Raw genomic sequence first — 17,031 nt, forward strand, 5'->3', positions numbered from 1 at the left:
TGGTCACCCGTCTTCGACCGCGTCAGTTGAGAGCGGGAAGGTTCGCCGGGACGACGCCACCCGCGTAGAGGTCGGCCGCCAGCTCCTGCAGGGCCGTCAGAGCCACCCGCTGCGGAAGCGGGCCGTACGAGATGCGTGCGACGCCGAGCTTCTCGTACTCGGACGCGGCGAGGGCGCCGGGGATCCCGATGACGCTCACCTTGCGCTCGCCGATGCCCTCGACGAGCTGGCGGGTCACGTTCATGTCGAGGATGCCGGGGACGAAGACCGCCGTCGCGCCGGCATCGAGGTAGGCGCGACCACGCTGGATCGCATCGGCGATGCTCTCCTGCACGGGGCGACCACCGGCGCGGACGAACGCATCGGTGCGGGCGTTGAGAGCGAAGGAGACGCCCTCCGACTGTGCGGCCTTCACGATCGCCTCCACCGCTGCGACGGACTCGTCGAGCGGCTTGAGGCGATCCTCGACGTTCGCACCGACGACGCCGACTCCGATCGCGAGGCGGGTGGTCTCTCCCGCATCCCCGTACCCGTCGTCGAGGTCTGCCGTGACGGGCACCTGGACGGCGGCCGCGATGCGACCCACCATGTCGATCATGATGTCGCGAGGCGTCGAGCCGTCCTCGTAGCCGAACGATGCGGCGATCCCGTGTCCGGCCGTCGCGATCGCCTTCGTCTCGGGAAGAGCGGCGACCGCTCGTGCGGAGACGACGTCCCACACGTTGACGACACGGAGGATCTCCGGTGCGTCGTAGAGTCCGACGAGGGTCTGGGCTTTGGCTGCAGTGATCATGACTCCACGCTAACGCGGGATGGCTTCGGCAGGGCCGGTTCACCCGCACCCGCGCCTAGGCTGGAACCATGCCTCAGCGCCGATCGCACGTCGCCCCGTCCGCCGCGCAGACCGAATTGGCATCGGCGCTCGCTGCTCTGCGCGAGTCGATGGATGCGCCCCTCGACTTCCCCGACGACGTCATCGCCGAGGCGGAGGCCGCGACCGCCGTGGTCCCGGAGCTCGATCTTCGCGAGATCCCCTTCGCCACGCTCGATCCGGAGGGCTCCCGAGACCTCGACCAGGCCTTCCACCTCGAGCGCGCCGGAACGGGGTACACCGTCCGGTATGCGATCGCCGACGTCCCGGGGTTCGTCGTCCCCGGTGGAGCCGTGGACGTCGAGGCGCGCCGGCGAGGACAGACCATGTACGCCGCCGACGGCACGATCCCGCTCCACCCGCGCGTGTTGAGCGAGGATCGCGCCTCGCTGCTCCCCGACGTCGACCGTCCGGCGCTCGTCTGGACCTTCGAGCTCGACTCCGCGGGCATCGTCTCGGACTTCCGTCTGCAACGCGCCCTGATCCGCTCGCGCGCGCAGCTCGACTACGGGACCACCCAGGATGCGCTCGACCGCGGAGAGGACGGGCCCGCCGCGCTGCTGCCCGAGATCGGTGCTCTGCGGCTCGAGCAGGAGCGACTGCGCGGCGGGGCGAGCCTGAACCTGCCGGACGAGGAGGTGGTGCGCGGAGACGACGGCACGTACGCGATCGAACGTCGAAGCCCGCTTCCCGTCGAGGAATGGAACGCGCAGCTCTCGCTCATGACGGGGATGGCCGCTGCCACGCTGATGCTCGACGCCGGAGTGGGCATCCTGCGGACGATGCCGGAACCGGATGGAGCGGCCTTCGACACGTTCCGACACCAGACCGAAGCTCTCGGCCGCCCGTGGACCTCCGGCGCATACGGGGACTATCTCCGGGCCCTGGACCGCACCGACCCGTTGACCCTCCCGGTGCTGGAAGCCGCGTCGTCGCTCTTCCGTGGCGCCGGGTATCTGGTGTTCGACGGCCAGGCGCCGGACGATGCCGTGCAGGCGGCGATCGGCGCCCCTTACGCGCACGCGACCGCTCCCCTGCGCCGCCTGGTCGATCGCTGGGTCCTCGCGATCTGCCTCGCGGTGTCGAACGGCGAGCCGATACCCGGGTGGGTCCGTTCCTCGCTCGCACAGCTTCCCGCACTGATGCAGGAGTCGGGACAACGGGCGTCGCGGCTGAACGCGGCCACCGTCAACAGCGTGGAAGCCGCGCTCCTCACGCCTCTGATCGGCTCGACGGTCGATGCCACCGTGATCGAGCTGCGCGGAGAGCGCGCTGCCGTCCAACTCACCGAGCCGGTGGTCACGGCGACCGCGCCGATTCCCTCAGAGGCACGACCGGGCGACGTCGTCCGGCTTCGCATCATCAGTGCCGATATCGGCACGGGAGAGGTCGAGTTCGCTCTCTGAGCACCCCGGCGACGAGGCCGCGGAGTCTCGCTTTCGTCGTTACATGATCACCGACCTGCTTGACGACCTGCGCGACGCGACAGACGCACTCGAGCGACAGATCGTGGCGGGTCTGCTCTTCGAGCGGATCGCAGAGCTGATGCTCCTGGATGCCGGTCGGTGGACTGCCACCGGCAAATGGCTGCCCCGACGGCTGCGTGATCTGAGCGACAGTCGCGCCGAGAGGTTGAGCGCTCCGCTGCTCGCCGGTGATCTCACTGCCTTCGCCGATCGTGTCGAAGACGAACTGAGGCGAGCGGGCGGCCGCGTGCAGGCGGGGTTCGTCCGCTGACGTCAGCGCGCGGAAGCCGCCACGGTCGTCATGACCAGCAGCTGAGGATCGCTCAGGTCCAGGCTCACGACGATGGAGGCGAACTCCGAGAGCGACTCCGCGTGCGTGCCCCCGCAGAGGATCACGGCCTCTCCTTCCGGGAGATCGCAGTGCCAGCGCCGCCGATCGACGATCGAGGGCCCTTCCGTCACGATGCTGCTCACAGCACCTGAGGCGACCCATGCCGCGAGCTGCTCATTGATCCGTCGCTCGCGCTCGGACAGGGTCGTGGCGAAGGTCTCGGTATCGAAGCCGGCCCGGCGCAGGCTCTTCCCGAGCCGGTACTCGTCGACAGCGCCATCTTTGTGGATGCGGCTGGACTGGTTGGCGCGACCCTCGAAGTCGGGGTTGCCGAGAGCGTCCTCCCCCGGTTCCTTGCGCCAGAGATCGGCGAGGGCCAGATCGAGCGCCAGCGAGGCGACATGGCATGCGGTGTGCCCGCGGCTGAGTCCGGCACGACGAGCGGCGTCGACGGTAAGGTCGGCTCGAGCGCCCTCCGTGAAGGATGCCGGGGCGGCCCCCTCGATCAGGTGACCGACGAGCCAGGTCCAGCCCTCAGCACCGCGCTTGACGGGGATCGCGCTTCCCACCGCGAACTCCCCCTCATCCGAGATCGCGGCCATGACGGCTTCGACCACTCGGACGGTGTCGTCGCCGACGGCGATACTCCCTGTGTCACCCGGCTGGTCGGGCCAGGTGTGGTCGACCGGGTGGAAGGGCGTCTCGTCGACCACGACGATCGTGCCCTCGGGCGTCTGCTCCACGCGGGCGATGACCCCGTCTCCGGTCACGGTCCCTGTCGGGAAGGTCACGATGGTGGGCATCGACATGGTTCTCCTCGGATACGACGTCGGGGTCTCGAGATGGCGGCGCGTTCGACGCCCGCGGACCTCGGCCAGATCGGTCAGTGGGACGGCGGAATGGTGAAGCTGGCGAGCTTGTCGCCGTCGACCACGAAGATGCCGTCGGATTCGCCGTTGAAGACCCGACTCGCCCAGCCGAAGCGGATGCGCGTGGTGTCTCCCTCGGTCGTGGCCGAGAGCACGGTCATACGCGCGCCGGCACCGATCGCATCGCTGCCCGCCCATGCGCGGACCCCGTCGGAACCGGCCTTGACCGTGCCCCAGTCGCTGACGAACCCGTCGGCCGTGAAAACGGCGACGAACGCATCCGTGTCCGCGGCGTTGATCGCGTCGATCATCGCCCTGACGGGAACAGGGAGGGTGGAATCCGACATCTCGTGCTCCTCGCCGCTCAGACCGTGACGACCTGGGCGGTGCCGAGCGGCGCCTCTGGGCCCATCTCGGCGGCGATCCGGTTGGCCTCTTCGATGAGAGTGGCGACGATGTCCGCCTCCGGCACGGTCTTGATGACCTCGCCCTTCACGAAGATCTGGCCCTTGCCGTTGCCCGAAGCCACGCCGAGATCGGCCTCGCGAGCCTCACCTGGACCGTTGACGACGCAGCCCATCACCGCGACCCGCAGGGGAACGGTCATGTCCTTGAGGCCTTCGGTGACGTTCTCGGCGAGCGTGTACACGTCGACCTGTGCGCGACCGCACGAGGGGCATGAGACGATCTCGAGCTTGCGCTCGCGGAGGTTGAGCGACTGCAGGATCTGGTGGCCGACCTTGACCTCTTCCGCCGGCGGTGCGGAGAGAGATACCCGGATCGTGTCGCCGATCCCCTCGCCGAGGAGGATGCCGAAGGCGGTGGCGCTCTTGATCGTTCCCTGGAAAGCGGGTCCGGCCTCGGTCACTCCGAGGTGCAGCGGCCAGTCGCCCCGCTCCGCCAGCTGACGGTACGCCTTCACCATCACGATGGGGTCGTTGTGCTTGACCGAGATCTTGAAGTCGTGGAAGTCGTGCTCCTCGAACAGCGATGCCTCCCAGACGGCACTCTCCACGAGTGCCTCAGCGGTGGCCTTGCCGTACTTCGCCAGGATCCTGCGGTCCAGCGAGCCGGCGTTAACACCGATTCGCAGGGAGACACCGGCGGCCTTGGCGGCCTCCGCGATCTTCCCGACATTGCCGTCGAACTCGCGGATGTTGCCGGGGTTCACTCGCACCGCACCGCACCCGGCATCGATGGCCGTGTAGATGTAGCGCGGCTGGAAGTGGATGTCAGCGATCACCGGGATCTGGCTCTTCATCGCGATGATCTTCAGCGCATCGGCGTCATCCTGGTGCGGTACCGCGACACGCACGATCTCGCAACCCGACGCGGTGAGCTCGGCGATCTGCTGGAGCGTCCCGTTGATGTCCGTCGTCTTCGTGGTGGTCATCGACTGCACGCTGACGGGAGCGTCGCCGCCCACGAGAACCTTGCCCACCTTGATCTGCCGTGACTTACGGCGCGGGGCGAGGACTTCGGGGATCTTCGGCATTCCGAGGTTCACTGCTGGCACCCCTCAAGACTACGCCGCCAGAATGCATGTGGGCTGGACGGACGCACCTACCCTGGAGCCATGGCAGTCATCCTCCTCACCGGCTTCGAACCGTTCGACGGCGCCGAGCGCAATCCGTCGGCGGATGCGGTGAACGCGGTGGCGGTCGACTACGAGGGACCGCACGAGCTCGTCATCGCGACTCTTCCTGTCGCATTCGAGTCATCCGCCCAGCGGCTTCGCGCCCTCATCGCCCGACACGCACCGGACGTCGTCATCTGCACCGGGCTCGCCGGCGGAAGCGCCCACGTCGCGGTGGAGCGCATCGGCGTGAATCTGATGGACGCGCGCATCCCCGACAACGACGGCGCCCAGCCGATCGACGTTCCCAGCGAGGCGGGCGGTCCCGAAGCGCGGTTCTCGACACTTCCCGTCAAGCATCTGGTGCAGGTCATCGACGCGGCGGGCATCCCTGCCCGGTCCTCGCTGTCCGCCGGCAGCTACGTCTGCAATCACGTGTTGTACACCGTGCTGGGGGCGGTGCACCCCGACGCCGTCGCCGGGTTCGTGCATCTTCCCTGGTCGACGGCGACCGCGCCGTCCGGCTCTCCTCATCTGAGCGAGGAGCAGCTGGCTCGCGCCGTGCGCCTGGTCGTCGATCACGCCCTCGATGCCGAGACGAAGGAGCCGGGCGGCAGCATCTGGTGACGTCATGCCGCGCGGGTCATCGCGGCCGATGTGGTAGTTTCGGCCCCATGCTCGCGAACTTCACCTGGTGGCCCGCCTTCTAGGCGGTGTGTTCGCGTTCCCACGAATTCAGACCGCCCCCGGGGCGGTCTTTTCGTTGCGCCGAGCCGGAGCACAGCACAGGAGATACTCATGACCCTCTCGCGACTCGCCGAGCTCCGCGCCGATCCGACCGCGTCCTTCGTCCTCATCGCCCGCGATGGAGCCGACACCGTCGAGCTGCTCAGCGGCGACGTGCGGGATGTCGACCTGCTCGCCGACATCCCCCTCGCCGTCGACGGCACGCCTCGTGAGGTGTTCGCGATGGTCCCCTACCGCCAGGTTCGCGAGCGCGGCTTCGTCGCCCAGGACGACGCCGCACCGCTGCGGTGCGTGGTCGTCGACGAGCACCTGCACCTTCCGACCGCCGAGCTCCTCTCCGCGCTGCCGAGTGAGCCGGTCGCCTTGCACGACGAGGGCTTCGACATCGCCGACGCAGAGTATGCGGCGATCGTCGAGAACGTCATCGCGAACGAGATCGGCCGCGGAGAGGGCGCGAACTTCGTCATCCGCAGGGACTTCACCGCGAATGTCGACGTCGATGACCGGACGGCGGCCCTGACCTGGTTCCGTGCGCTGCTCACACACGAGCGCGGTGCGTACTGGACCTTCGCGGTCTTCACCCCCGGTCACATCGCCGTCGGCGCCAGTCCCGAAGCGCATGTGGTCGCCCAGGGCGGCATCGTCACCATGAACCCGATCTCCGGAACCTTCCGTCACCCGGCGGGTGGGGCGACGAAGGAGACGCTGGTCGACTTCCTCGCCTCCACGAAGGAGACCGAGGAGCTGTTCATGGTCGTGGACGAGGAGCTCAAGATGATGAGCGCCGTCTGCTCCGACGGAGGACGGATCACCGGTCCGCACCTCAAGGAGATGTCGCGGCTCACGCACACGGAGTACATGCTCCGCGGACGCAGCACGCTCGACCCCCGCGACATCCTGCGCGAGACCATGTTCGCTCCCACGGTCACCGGCTCGCCCATGCAGAACGCCTGCGCTGTGATCCGTCGTCACGAGCAGAAGCCGCGAGGCTACTACTCGGGTGTCGCGGCGCTGTTCTCCCCGAACGCGGACGGCGGCCATGACCTGGACGCCCCCATCCTCATCCGAACCGTGTATCTCCAGGACGGCGCGCTCAGCGTGCCTGTCGGAGCCACGCTGGTCCGACACTCGGACCCCATGGGCGAGGTGTCCGAGACGCACGGCAAGGCCGCGGGTGTGCTCGGTGCCATCGGGGCGATCGACCGCGATCATGTGGCCGAGGCTCGCAGCGATGCGGACGCTCCCGGTGACGCGCACGCCCTCGCCGACGACCCGACCGTTGCCGAGCTGTTGGAATCACGAAACGCGCGCCTGGCCGAGTTCTGGCTCAACCCGCAGGGCGAGGAATTCACCGGTCCGTTCGCCGGACGCTCCGCCGTCGTCGTCGACGCGGAGGACCGCTTCACCACCATGCTCGCGCACCAGCTCCGTCATCTCGGACTCGCCGTGAAGATCGTGCCCTGGAATGACGCACAGGATGCCGACCTGGATGCCGCCGACCTGGTCGTCGCGGGCCCCGGCCCCGGTGACCCGCGGGATGCGCAGAGCGCCCGCATCGCCAGGATGCGCGACGTCGTCACCCGTCGCCTCGACTCCGGCATGCCGCTGCTCGCCGTGTGCTTGAGCCACCAGATCCTCGCCGACCGCCTCGGCATCGCCCTGACTCCTCTCGACGCACCGCACCAGGGGCTGCAGAAGTCGGTCCCGGTGTTCGGCGAAGACGCATCGATCGGCTTCTACAACACCTTCACCGCGCGTGTCGCCCCGGGCACGAGCGCGGTCGGCGACGCCGAAGTGTCCGCAGACGCGGATTCGGGCGATGTCTACGCGCTCCGAGGAGACCGTTTCGCCTCCGTGCAGGGGCATCTCGAGTCGATCCTCTCGCGAGACGGCATCCGGACGCTCGAACGCCTCGTGACCCACGCCCTCGCCTGAGGCTGACGGTCGCGGGCTGTCCGCTGCCAGCGTGTCGGCACTGTCGGCATGTCCGCCGCGGCAAGGCCGAGGTCCAACGCGCCGGGAAGAGACACCCCGAAGGAATCAGCCGAGCAGGTTCACCGGGTTGAAGAGGTCGGCGACCAGGAGCAGGGCACCCATCGCGATCAGGGCCACGGCGACCACCACGGTGAGCGGTACGAGCTTGGTCGCGTCGACGGGTGCCGGCGGGGGCCGACGGAAGAGCTTGGCCCATGCGCGCTTGATCCCGTCCCACAGCGCGACCACGATGTGGCCGCCGTCGAGCGGGAGCAGCGGGATCAGGTTGAACACGAACAGCGCGATGTTCAGCGAGCCCAGCAGCCCGAGCAGGAACGCGAAGCGGTTGAGGATCGGCGCATCGGTCGCGGCGACCTCGCCGGCGAGGCGACCGACGCCGACCACGCTCAGCGGGCCGTTCGGATCGCGTTCACCGCCGGTCACGAGGGACACGCCGACATCCCAGAGACGCACAGGGAGCGTGACGATCATCGATGCGACGCGCGCCGTGCTGTCCGCAGCCATCTCCGGCCCCGCGGTCAACGGCTGCTGCACGTATCCCATCTGCGCGCCCATGCCGACGTAGCCGACGTCCTTGACCACGGGCTTGCCTGCGTCGTCCAGGATCGGCTGGCCACTCGCATCCGTGATCGTGCGTTCCGCGGCGATCGGCGTGAGATTCAGCGACTTCTCGGCTCCGTCGCGCCGCACGACCATGTCGATCGTCTCACCCGGGGACGCCTGCACGATCGCGGTGGCCTCGGCGAAGGTCGACACCGGCTTCCCGTCGACCGACACGATCACGTCGCCCGGTCTGATGCCGGCTTCCGCTGCCGGAGACGCGGGATCATCCGGCGTGCACTCGGTCGCTGTGGAACCCGCCGGGACCACGCACTCGGTCACCGAAGCGATCGTGGTCGTCCCCTGCTGCACACCGATGCCGGACAGCAGCACGGTGAAGATCACCGTCGCGAGCACGAGATTCATGGCGGGCCCGCCGAGCATGACGACGACACGCTTCCACACCGGCAGCCGGTAGAAGACGCGGTCTTCGGCGCCTTCTGCGATGGTCTCGTCGTTGGCACTGCGAGCATCTTGGATCAAAGAGCGGAAGACGCCCGACGCCGGACCGGAGTTCTTCGATGCCGGATACATGCCCGACATCGAGATGAAGCCCCCCAGAGGCAGCAGCTTGAAACCGTACTCGGTCTCGCCCATGCGCTTGGACCACAGCCGCGGCCCGAAGCCGATCATGTACTGGCCGACGCGCACGCCGAAGAGCTTCGCGGGGACGAGGTGCCCGACCTCATGCAGGCCGATCGACAGCCCGAGGCCGATCAGCATGAAGAGGATGCCGGCCAGATAGAGCAGGAATTCCACGTGCCAACGTTAGTGCCCCCAGCTAGGAATCCGCCCGGCGCTGCGGCACGACTAGGCTGTCAGCGTGAATGCCCGGCAGCTGCGACTCGTGCGTGCTGCCGCCGTCTCCTCCGTGGCGACACTGCTCGCGGCGCTGTCCCACACGCTCGGGGGCGGTGCGGCTCCGCATGTGCTGCTGATCGTCGCGGTCACGAGCCTGATCACCCCGCTCGCGGCTCTCCTGGTCGGAGTCCGACAGTCACGCGCCAGGGTGGCCCTCGCCGTGTTCCTCGGGCAGGCCGCCTTCCACGTCGTGTTCCAGGTGCTGGGCTCGCCCACCGTGGCGGCGCCGATCGCCGGCGGTGGACACGCCCATCACCTCGACCTCTCCCTCCTCGCATCGCCGTCCCCTGCTGCGGCCCCCGGCGCGCTCATGCTCTCGGCGCACCTCGTCGCGGCTGTGCTGACCACGCTGCTGGTGTGGCACGGCGAGGCGATCGTCCGGGTGGTCGCGCGCTGGGTCGATGCCCTGCTCCGACGTGCGTCCGCAGTGGTGCCCGCGCTGCACCGCCGTCCGGCGCGTCTGCGCTCGATGGTCTTCTCGCCGTTCGACGCCGCGGTCTCGTCCGCTCTGCCGCGACGCGGACCCCCTGCTCTCCTGCGCGACTGATCCGTCGCACTCGAACACGCCACCCGGACACGCGTGGCATCCCTTTCGCGGAGACGCGCCATCGGCGTGCCCGCACATCGATCAGGAGATCTCATGACCCGCAACACCCGTACCCACCGTCTGCGCCTCGCCACCACCGGCCTCGTCGGCGGCCTTGCCCTTGCCGTCACCGCACCCCTCATGGCCGGAGCGCACGTCGGGGTCAGCCCCGACGAGCTCGCCGCCGGGGACCACGGCGTCCTCACGTTCTCGTTCTCGCACGGCTGTGAGAACTCGCCGACGACCGCGCTGCGCATCACGATGCCAGAGGGTCTCGCGTCCGTCTCACCGACCATGGACTCCGACTGGGACATCCAGGTCGAACGGGGCGACGACGGTCTCGTCAGCGCTGTCACCTACACCGCGGTCGCGCCCGTTCCCACGGATCTCCGCGGCGCAGTGAGCATGGGCGTCGGACTGGATGAGGACACACCGGACACTCTGGCGTTCCCCGTCGTGCAGACGTGCGTCGAGGGTGCCACCGAGTGGACGCAGCTCGCCGAGAACGGCGAAGATCCGCACAGCCTCGATGCGCCGGCGCCGGTCGTCACGGTGACCGCTGCCGCAGCGGACGGACACGGTGAGCACGCCGGATCCGATGCCGCGGCGGAGGCCTCGAGCCCGGCCACGGCGTCCGACCCCCTGGGCGTGGCGCTCGGAGCCGGAGGGCTGCTTGCCGGCTTCGCCGGACTGGTCGTCGCGATCGTCGCCTACCGCCGTCGCGCCTGACCGTGGGAGCGGCCTCTCGTGCTCCGGGGTCCGGCGCGCGAGAGGCCGCTCGCGAGGGGTTCTCACCCCGGTCATGAGATCATTGATGCGCCATGTCGATTGAACAACAACCGAGCCTGCCTCCCGTGCTCCGCCCCGCGAACCCGCCCCGGCGTGAGCTGTCCGAACTCGCCTCCCGCTTCGCCCGCACCGTCCGCGGCGATGTCGACGGCGTGGCCCTCACCGGCATCACCCTCGCCACCGCGGATCTGCGCCCCGGCGAGGCGTTCGTCGCGATCCAGGGCGTCAACCGGCACGGCGCGGACTTCGCCGCGACCGCCGCCGAGAAGGGCGCCGTCGCCGTCATCACCGACGAGGCCGGAGCGGTCATCGCGGAGTCCGCCGGCCTCCCGATCCTCGTGGTCGACGATCCTCGCGCCGTCCTCGGCGACCTCAGCGCCTGGGTCTACGGCACGGGCGCGGACGATCCGCTTCCTCTGCTGTTCGCGACGACCGGGACCAACGGGAAGACCAGCGTCTCCCACCTGCTCGAGGGCATCCTCGACCAGATCGGCGTCGTCACCGGACTCTCCTCCACTGCGGAGCGCCACATCGCCGGCGAGGTCATCGTGTCGCGCCTGACCACCCCCGAGGCCTCCGAGATGCATGCACTGCTCGCTCTCATGCGGGAGCGAGCAGTCGAGGCCGTCGCCGTCGAGGTCAGCGCGCAGGCTCTCTCCCGTCACCGCGTCGACGGCATCCTGTTCGATGTCGCCGGATTCACCAACCTCAGCCACGACCATCTCGACGACTACGCGGACATGGAGGAGTACTTCGAGGCGAAGCTGCCGCTCTTCCGTCCCGACCGCGCCAAGCGGGGCGTCATCTGCCTCGACTCGCCGTCGGGAGCGATCGTCGTCGAACGTTCCGAGATCCCCGTCGTCACGGTGGGCACTCCGTCGATCGCCGCCGACCCCGAGGCTGCCCGCGCCGCGGACTGGGTCGTCGTCATCGACGACGAGCGTGCGGCCGGAACCACGTTCACGATGACCGGTCCGGCCGGCTCGCTCACGACGACCGTCCCGGTGATCGGTCCGCACATGGCCGCCAATGCGGCTCTGGCGATCGTGATGCTCCTCGAGGGCGGCTATGCCTGGGATCGCATCACCGAGGCCCTGACCCGCGACGGCGGCATCCGCGCCTATCTGCCAGGACGCACGCAACTGGTCTCCGGCGACACGGGCCCCGCGGTCTTCGTCGACTTCGGCCACTCCCCCGACGCGTTCGAGAAGACGCTCGCCGCCGTCCGCCGCGTGACTCCCGGCAAGGTGCTGATGCTGTTCGGTGCCGATGGCGACCGGGACGCGAGCAAGCGGTTCGACATGGCGCGCACAGCCGTGGAGGGCAGCGACATCCTCGTCGTCACCGACCACCACCCCCGCTTCGAGGACCCCGCATCCATCCGGGCCACTCTCATCGACGGTGCACGCCGCGCGCGACCGGACGCTGAGATCCATGAGGCCTCACCGCCGGAGAACGCCATCGTCACCGCCGTCGGCCTGGTCGGCGACGGCGACGCCATACTCTGGGCGGGACCGGGACATCAGGACTACCGCGACATCCGCGGTGTCCGCACTCCCTACTCCGCACGCGAGCTCGCCCGTCGTGCGCTCCGCGCGGCCGGGTGGCCCGTTCCCGACTCCCGCTGGCCCGTCCCCTACCCCGACGAAGACTGATCGGGATCACCGGGGCGCACCCGCGCTCCGGTGCCGACGTGCAGGACGATGCGACGAGGATGCCCCCGCGGTCAGGCCGCAGCGATCATCCGGTCCGCCGTCGCGCGCGCCCAGGCCTCCGCCTCGGCGAGCGTCTCGACGGTGAGCACATCGGGCGCGTCATGCGCGTCGACGACGCGGGCGATGGTGTCGACGATCCCGAGGAACGAGAGCCGGCCCTCGTGGAAGGCGTCGACAGCCTGTTCGTTCGCCGCGTTGTAGACCGCGGGGAACGTGCCGCCGGCGCGTCCGACCGACTTCGCGAGAGCGACGGACGGGAAGGCCTCGCCGTCGAGCGGTTCGAACGTCCATGAGGTCGCAGCGGACCAGTCGAGCGGTCGCCCTACGCCTCCGACGCGGTGCGGCCAGTCCAGACCGAGCGAGATGGGCAGGCGCATGTCGGGCGGTGAGGCCTGTGCGATGGTGGACCCGTCGATGAACTCCACCATCGAGTGCACGATCGACTGCGGGTGGACCACGACCTCGATGTCGTCGTAGGCGATGTCGAAGAGCAGATGCGCCTCGATCACCTCGAGCCCCTTGTTCACCAGGGTCGCGGAGTTCGTCGTGACCATGCGTCCCATGTCCCATGTCGGATGCGCGAGCGCCTCCGACGGAGTCACCTGGGTCAGCTCGCCACGGCTGCGTCCTCGGAACGGTCCGCCGGACGCGGTGACGACGAGACGGCGCACTTCGGCATGAGTGCCCGCGAGCAGAGCCTGCGCGAGGGCCGAGTGCTCGGAGTCCACCGGGACGATCTGTCCGGGGGCAGCGGCGGCGAGCACCAGGTCGCCACCGACGATGAGGGATTCCTTGTTCGCGAGGGCGAGAGTGCGGCCCGCCTTCAAGGCGGCGAGCGTCGGCCCGAGTCCGATCGAGCCCGTGATGGCGTTGAGCACAACATCGGCTTCGACGTCACGGACGAGCTGCTCCGCCTCGACAGCACCGAGAGCGGTGGATTCGACCTGGAACTGCGCGGCCTGCTCCTCCAGCAACTCGGCGTTGGAACCAGCGGCGAGACCGACCAGCTCGAAGCGACGAGGATTGGCACGGATCACATCCAGTGCCTGGGTGCCGATGGAGCCGGTGGAGCCGAGGACGATGACGCGACGCATACCGCCAGCCTAGGTCACGCCCGCGGCTCCGCAGCGGCTACTGCTGAGCCTGAACCGGTGTCGTCGCGAGGATGTCGACGACGAACACGAGGCTCTCCTTCTGCAGTTCGTGTCCCTCGCTCGCGCCGTACCCGTCGGAGGGCGGCATGACGACGACGACCTGCGAGCCGACCTTCTGGCCCTCGAGGGCCTTCTGGAAGCCCGCGACGACGCCCGTGGTCTGGAACTGCGTCGGAGCGGCATCGCGGCTCCAGCTGGAGTCGAACTCCTTGCCGTCGGACCACTTCACGCCCAGGTACTGCACGACGACGAGGTCGCCCGTGCCCACGGTCGCGCCATCGCCCTGCTTGAGGACGGCGACCTTCGTCTCGGTCGGCGCGTCGCCGTCCGGGATCGTGACGGTCGGAACGCCCTTGTCGTCGAGCTTCACCGTCGGCATGCCGGGCGTCGGGTCGACCGGGGTGCCCGTGGCCACCTCCGGCAGCTTCTCGACCGCCTCCGCATAGACGACCTTGTTCGTGCCGCCGTCACCGAAGACCTTGCCGGGCAGCGCGAGCACCACCTGTGTGCCGAGCGGCTGGCACTCGAGCGCGGCGATGAAGAGCGACGCGCTGTTCTGGTCGAGGAGGACGGAGGCCTCGCCGCCTTCGTTCCGGGCGGAGGAGTCGACCACCTCGCCGGTCGCGGCATCCACGATCTGGAACTTCACGCCTACGAGATCGTTCGCGAGCACCTCATCGCCATCACCCTTGGCCACGATGGTCCGTTCCACGTCAGCGAAGGCGGCATCGGCGGGGACGGTGATCTTCGCGTCGAGACCTTCGCCATCGACCGTCACCGCATCCGACGTCTCTCCGGGCTGCGCGTTCAGCAGACACCCGCTCGACGCGGACGGCGAAGGGGTGCCCGAGCTCTCGGGCGCACCGCCACCGGCACAGCCGGCCAGCAGGAGGGTCGCCGCAGCGACAGTGGACAGGACGAGGAGCGGACGCTTGCGCACAGTGAGACCTCAGGATCGCGGGCGGGAACCTCCATCCTGCCTCATACCCCTTTGCCCGCGCTGGGAGGCGCGGCGCAAGTCTTCATTCCCACGCCGGCATGGATCCGGGAGTAATCTGCTCTGATGACCTCTGAGCAGTCCGTCGAGCCCGAAGCCTCGTCAGAAGAGGAATCCTCACCCGAGACGACTGCGAAGCCCCGTCACGCCGGGTTCGCCTACACCCTGGGGCGGAGCCTCATCACCCCGCTCGCTCGTCTGGTCTATCGGCCGCGGATCGAGGGGCGAGAGAACGTGCCGCTCGAAGGCCCCGTGATCTTCGCGAGCAACCACCTCTCGTTCATCGACTCGATAGCGATCCCGGTGGCCGCGCCCCGCCCCGTGCACTTCCTGGCGAAGTCGGCGTACTTCGAGGGCACCGGCTTCAAGGGCTGGATGAGCAAGACCTTCTTCGAGTCGATCGGCGCGATCCCCGTGCGCCGGGGAGCGGGACAGGCCGCGCTCGATGCCCTCGACCTCCAGCGCCAGCTCCTCGATGAGGGCCTGGCCGTCGCCCTGTACCCCGAGGGCACCCGCTCCACCGACGGTCGTCTGTACAAGGGCCGCACCGGAGTCGCGTTCCTCGCGCTGCAGACGGGCGCTCCGGTGGTCCCGGTCGGACTCATCGGCACCGACAAGGTGATGCCGGTCGGAGCGAAGATGCCGACCCTCAAGGAGCGCATCACGGTGCGCTTCGGCGAGCCGCTCGACCTCTCGCCGCACGGCCCGGCCACCAGCGGGCGCGCTCGGCGCCTCGCGACCGACCAGATCATGGCCGCGATCCACGGCCTCTCCGGCCAGGAGCTCGCGGGTGCGTACAACGAGGCTCCCGCGCAGGGAACCATCGAGAAGATCAAGCAGGCTCTTCCGCACGAGCGTCGCTGACCGTCCCGTCGTCGCGATCGCGGCGCGGCTCAGGAGAGAGCGCTGACCCTCGCCTCGTGACGCACGGGGAAGTTCATCGAGTTCGCGATGAAACACCATTCGTTCGCCTGGGTGTGGGCGCGTTCCGCAGCCTCGATCATCGACTCCTCGGCGACGACGACCTCAGGATGCAGCATCACCTCGACGAACGATCCTCCGCCCGCTCCGTCCTCGCGCATCATTCCTGTCGCCCGGTCGCGATAGGACACCACCACGACGCCGGCCGTGACACACGCGTGGAGGTAAGACAGCAGGTGACACTCGGAGAGCGACGCGAGCAGCAGGTCCTCCGGATTCCAGCGTGACGCGTCGCCGCGGAAGGGCTTGTCCGCGGAGGCGAGGAGATCGGGCTTGCCCTCGATCTCGATCGTCACATCGCGTCGGTAGTCGCGGTATCCCGTTGTCCCGGCACCGGTGTTGCCGGTCCAGGTCGATGTGAGCGCATAGCGGTGTTCGCCGAGAGTGCGAGGACTGGTCTCTGCCATGCGACCAGTCTGTCAGGCTCGTCCGACGCGACGCGAGCAGCCTCGCACGCCGAGCTAGAGTTGACGGGTGCTGGAGACTCTCACCGTTCAGGATTCCGTGGAACTCGCCGTCGTCGAGCGGAGCGGATTCGTCGAATCCCGCCACGCCGGCGCGGCCGTCGTCCTCTCCCCCGACGGCGACATCGTCGCCCGACACGGCAACGCCGACGCCCTGATCCTGCCGCGTTCGAGCCTCAAGCCGCTGCAGGCGATCGCCTGCGTCACGGCGGGCGCCGTCCTCGAGGGCGAACAGCTCGCGCTCTCGACGGCGAGCCATGTCGGCACCGATCGGCATGCGTCCGTGGTGCGCGACATCCTCACAGAGGGCGGACTGACAGAGGACGACCTGGGCTGCCCCGCGTCGTGGCCGAGCGACTCCTCGACGCGCGATGAACTCGTGCGCGAGCACGGTGAGCCCACGCGCGTGCGCATGAACTGCTCGGGCAAGCACGCCGCGATGCTCCGCGCCTGTGTCGCGACCGGCTGGGCCACCGACGGCTACCTCGACCCCGCCCACCCGTTGCAGCAGCACATCAGGGACGTCGTCGAGCGCCTCACGGGTGAGAAGATCGCGCACACCGCGATCGACGGGTGCGGCGCGCCCGTACATGCGACGACCCTGACCGGTCTCGCACGCGCGATCCATCGGATCGGAACGGCGTCCGACCGCTCGCCGTTCGCCCTGCATCGAGTCGCCGGTTCCCTGGTTCGCGCTGTACGGGAGAACCCGTGGACGATCGAGGGCCCGGGTCGCCCTGACACGATCGCGACGGAGAAGCTGGGCGTGTTCACGAAGCACGGCGCCGAGGGCGTCATGGTCATGGTCGCCCCGAACGGGACGACGGTGGCTCTGAAGATGCTCGACGGCGCGACTCGTGCCTCGACGATCGTGGCCGCCACCCTCCTGGCGCGCGCGGGCGGTCTGACCGATGCGGATGTGGCCGCCCTCGGCGAGGCTCTCCCCCTCACTGTGCTCGGCGGCGGCGCCGACGTCGGTGCCATCCGCCCCGGTGCGGGCATCTGACCGGGAGCCCCACCTCCGACCTC

Annotated in this window: 17 protein-coding genes; 9 read left to right on the plus strand and 8 right to left on the minus strand. The window is 69.1% G+C overall.

Annotated elements, in window-relative coordinates; all coding sequences use genetic code 11:
- Positions 1–22: 22 nt before the first annotated feature.
- Positions 23–793 (minus strand): isocitrate lyase/phosphoenolpyruvate mutase family protein, encoded by a 771-nt coding sequence (locus ABRP18_RS10320; protein ID WP_058631275.1) that lies wholly within the window; start codon positions 791–793, stop codon positions 23–25.
- Positions 794–861: 68 nt separating this feature from the next.
- On the opposite strand from ABRP18_RS10320, the gene ABRP18_RS10325 reads away from it, so the two are divergent.
- Positions 862–2,277 carry an RNB domain-containing ribonuclease gene (locus ABRP18_RS10325; protein ID WP_349884588.1) on the plus strand — a complete coding sequence of 472 codons (1,416 nt, stop codon included), beginning with the start codon at positions 862–864 and terminating at the stop codon, positions 2,275–2,277.
- A 43-nt stretch (positions 2,278–2,320) separates the two neighbouring features.
- Complete coding sequence (locus tag ABRP18_RS10330; protein WP_061016568.1) at positions 2,321–2,608, plus strand: hypothetical protein; 288 nt, start codon at positions 2,321–2,323, stop codon at positions 2,606–2,608.
- Positions 2,609–2,610: 2 nt separating this feature from the next.
- Here the strand turns inward: ABRP18_RS10330 and ABRP18_RS10335 are convergent, their stop codons facing one another.
- The 3 genes from ABRP18_RS10335 to ispG form a co-directional block, all read right to left on the minus strand.
- On the minus strand, positions 2,611–3,477 hold the full coding sequence (locus tag ABRP18_RS10335; RefSeq protein WP_349884589.1) for a hypothetical protein: 867 nt from the start codon (positions 3,475–3,477) through the stop codon (positions 2,611–2,613).
- A 74-nt stretch (positions 3,478–3,551) separates the two neighbouring features.
- Entirely contained in the window at positions 3,552–3,884 is a 333-nt protein-coding gene (locus ABRP18_RS10340; RefSeq protein ID WP_193761724.1) for a nuclear transport factor 2 family protein, read from the minus strand.
- A gap of 17 nt (positions 3,885–3,901) precedes the next feature.
- Complete coding sequence (ispG, locus tag ABRP18_RS10345; protein WP_045265366.1) at positions 3,902–5,032, minus strand: flavodoxin-dependent (E)-4-hydroxy-3-methylbut-2-enyl-diphosphate synthase; 1,131 nt, start codon at positions 5,030–5,032, stop codon at positions 3,902–3,904.
- Positions 5,033–5,113: 81 nt separating this feature from the next.
- Between ispG and ABRP18_RS10350 the strand changes: the two genes are divergently transcribed.
- Entirely contained in the window at positions 5,114–5,740 is a 627-nt protein-coding gene (locus tag ABRP18_RS10350; protein ID WP_193761723.1) for a pyroglutamyl-peptidase I, read from the plus strand.
- Between the two features lie 171 nt (positions 5,741–5,911).
- Positions 5,912–7,795 carry a chorismate-binding protein gene (locus tag ABRP18_RS10355; protein ID WP_349884591.1) on the plus strand — a complete coding sequence of 628 codons (1,884 nt, stop codon included), beginning with the start codon at positions 5,912–5,914 and terminating at the stop codon, positions 7,793–7,795.
- A 105-nt stretch (positions 7,796–7,900) separates the two neighbouring features.
- Here ABRP18_RS10355 and ABRP18_RS10360 read toward each other — a convergent pair whose 3' ends face one another.
- Positions 7,901–9,214 carry a M50 family metallopeptidase gene (locus ABRP18_RS10360; RefSeq protein ID WP_349884592.1) on the minus strand — a complete coding sequence of 438 codons (1,314 nt, stop codon included), beginning with the start codon at positions 9,212–9,214 and terminating at the stop codon, positions 7,901–7,903.
- Between the two features lie 64 nt (positions 9,215–9,278).
- Between ABRP18_RS10360 and ABRP18_RS10365 the strand changes: the two genes are divergently transcribed.
- From ABRP18_RS10365 to ABRP18_RS10375, 3 genes are all read left to right on the plus strand, one after another.
- Positions 9,279–9,863, plus strand: coding sequence for a hypothetical protein (locus ABRP18_RS10365; protein ID WP_061016574.1), 585 nt, complete (start codon positions 9,279–9,281; stop codon positions 9,861–9,863).
- Between the two features lie 93 nt (positions 9,864–9,956).
- Positions 9,957–10,631: a YcnI family protein gene (locus ABRP18_RS10370; protein WP_349884593.1), complete on the plus strand. Its 675-nt coding sequence runs from the start codon at positions 9,957–9,959 to the stop codon at positions 10,629–10,631.
- Positions 10,632–10,723: 92 nt separating this feature from the next.
- A complete protein-coding gene (locus ABRP18_RS10375) occupies positions 10,724–12,346 on the plus strand; it encodes a Mur ligase family protein (RefSeq protein WP_174799783.1) in 1,623 nt (540 codons plus the stop codon).
- Positions 12,347–12,417: 71 nt separating this feature from the next.
- Here the strand turns inward: ABRP18_RS10375 and dxr are convergent, their stop codons facing one another.
- Positions 12,418–13,500 (minus strand): 1-deoxy-D-xylulose-5-phosphate reductoisomerase, encoded by a 1,083-nt coding sequence (gene dxr, locus ABRP18_RS10380; RefSeq protein ID WP_113680852.1) that lies wholly within the window; start codon positions 13,498–13,500, stop codon positions 12,418–12,420.
- Positions 13,501–13,537: 37 nt separating this feature from the next.
- Positions 13,538–14,500 (minus strand): FKBP-type peptidyl-prolyl cis-trans isomerase, encoded by a 963-nt coding sequence (locus ABRP18_RS10385; protein ID WP_113680851.1) that lies wholly within the window; start codon positions 14,498–14,500, stop codon positions 13,538–13,540.
- Between the two features lie 123 nt (positions 14,501–14,623).
- Between ABRP18_RS10385 and ABRP18_RS10390 the strand changes: the two genes are divergently transcribed.
- A complete protein-coding gene (locus ABRP18_RS10390; protein ID WP_046748251.1) occupies positions 14,624–15,421 on the plus strand; it encodes a 1-acyl-sn-glycerol-3-phosphate acyltransferase in 798 nt (265 codons plus the stop codon).
- Between the two features lie 29 nt (positions 15,422–15,450).
- Here ABRP18_RS10390 and ABRP18_RS10395 read toward each other — a convergent pair whose 3' ends face one another.
- The gene (locus tag ABRP18_RS10395; protein WP_113680849.1) at positions 15,451–15,945 is read right to left on the minus strand and encodes an OsmC family protein; all 495 of its coding nucleotides are present in this window, start codon (positions 15,943–15,945) and stop codon (positions 15,451–15,453) included.
- 67 nt (positions 15,946–16,012) lie between these two features.
- Here ABRP18_RS10395 and ABRP18_RS10400 point away from each other — a divergent pair, with 67 nt between their 5' ends.
- Complete coding sequence (locus ABRP18_RS10400) at positions 16,013–17,008, plus strand: asparaginase (RefSeq protein WP_349884594.1); 996 nt, start codon at positions 16,013–16,015, stop codon at positions 17,006–17,008.
- Positions 17,009–17,031: the final 23 nt, after the last annotated feature.

The sequence above is a fragment of the Microbacterium sp. WHRI 7836 genome (assembly GCF_040223885.2).
Classification (GTDB): Bacteria; Actinomycetota; Actinomycetes; order Actinomycetales; family Microbacteriaceae; genus Microbacterium; species Microbacterium oxydans.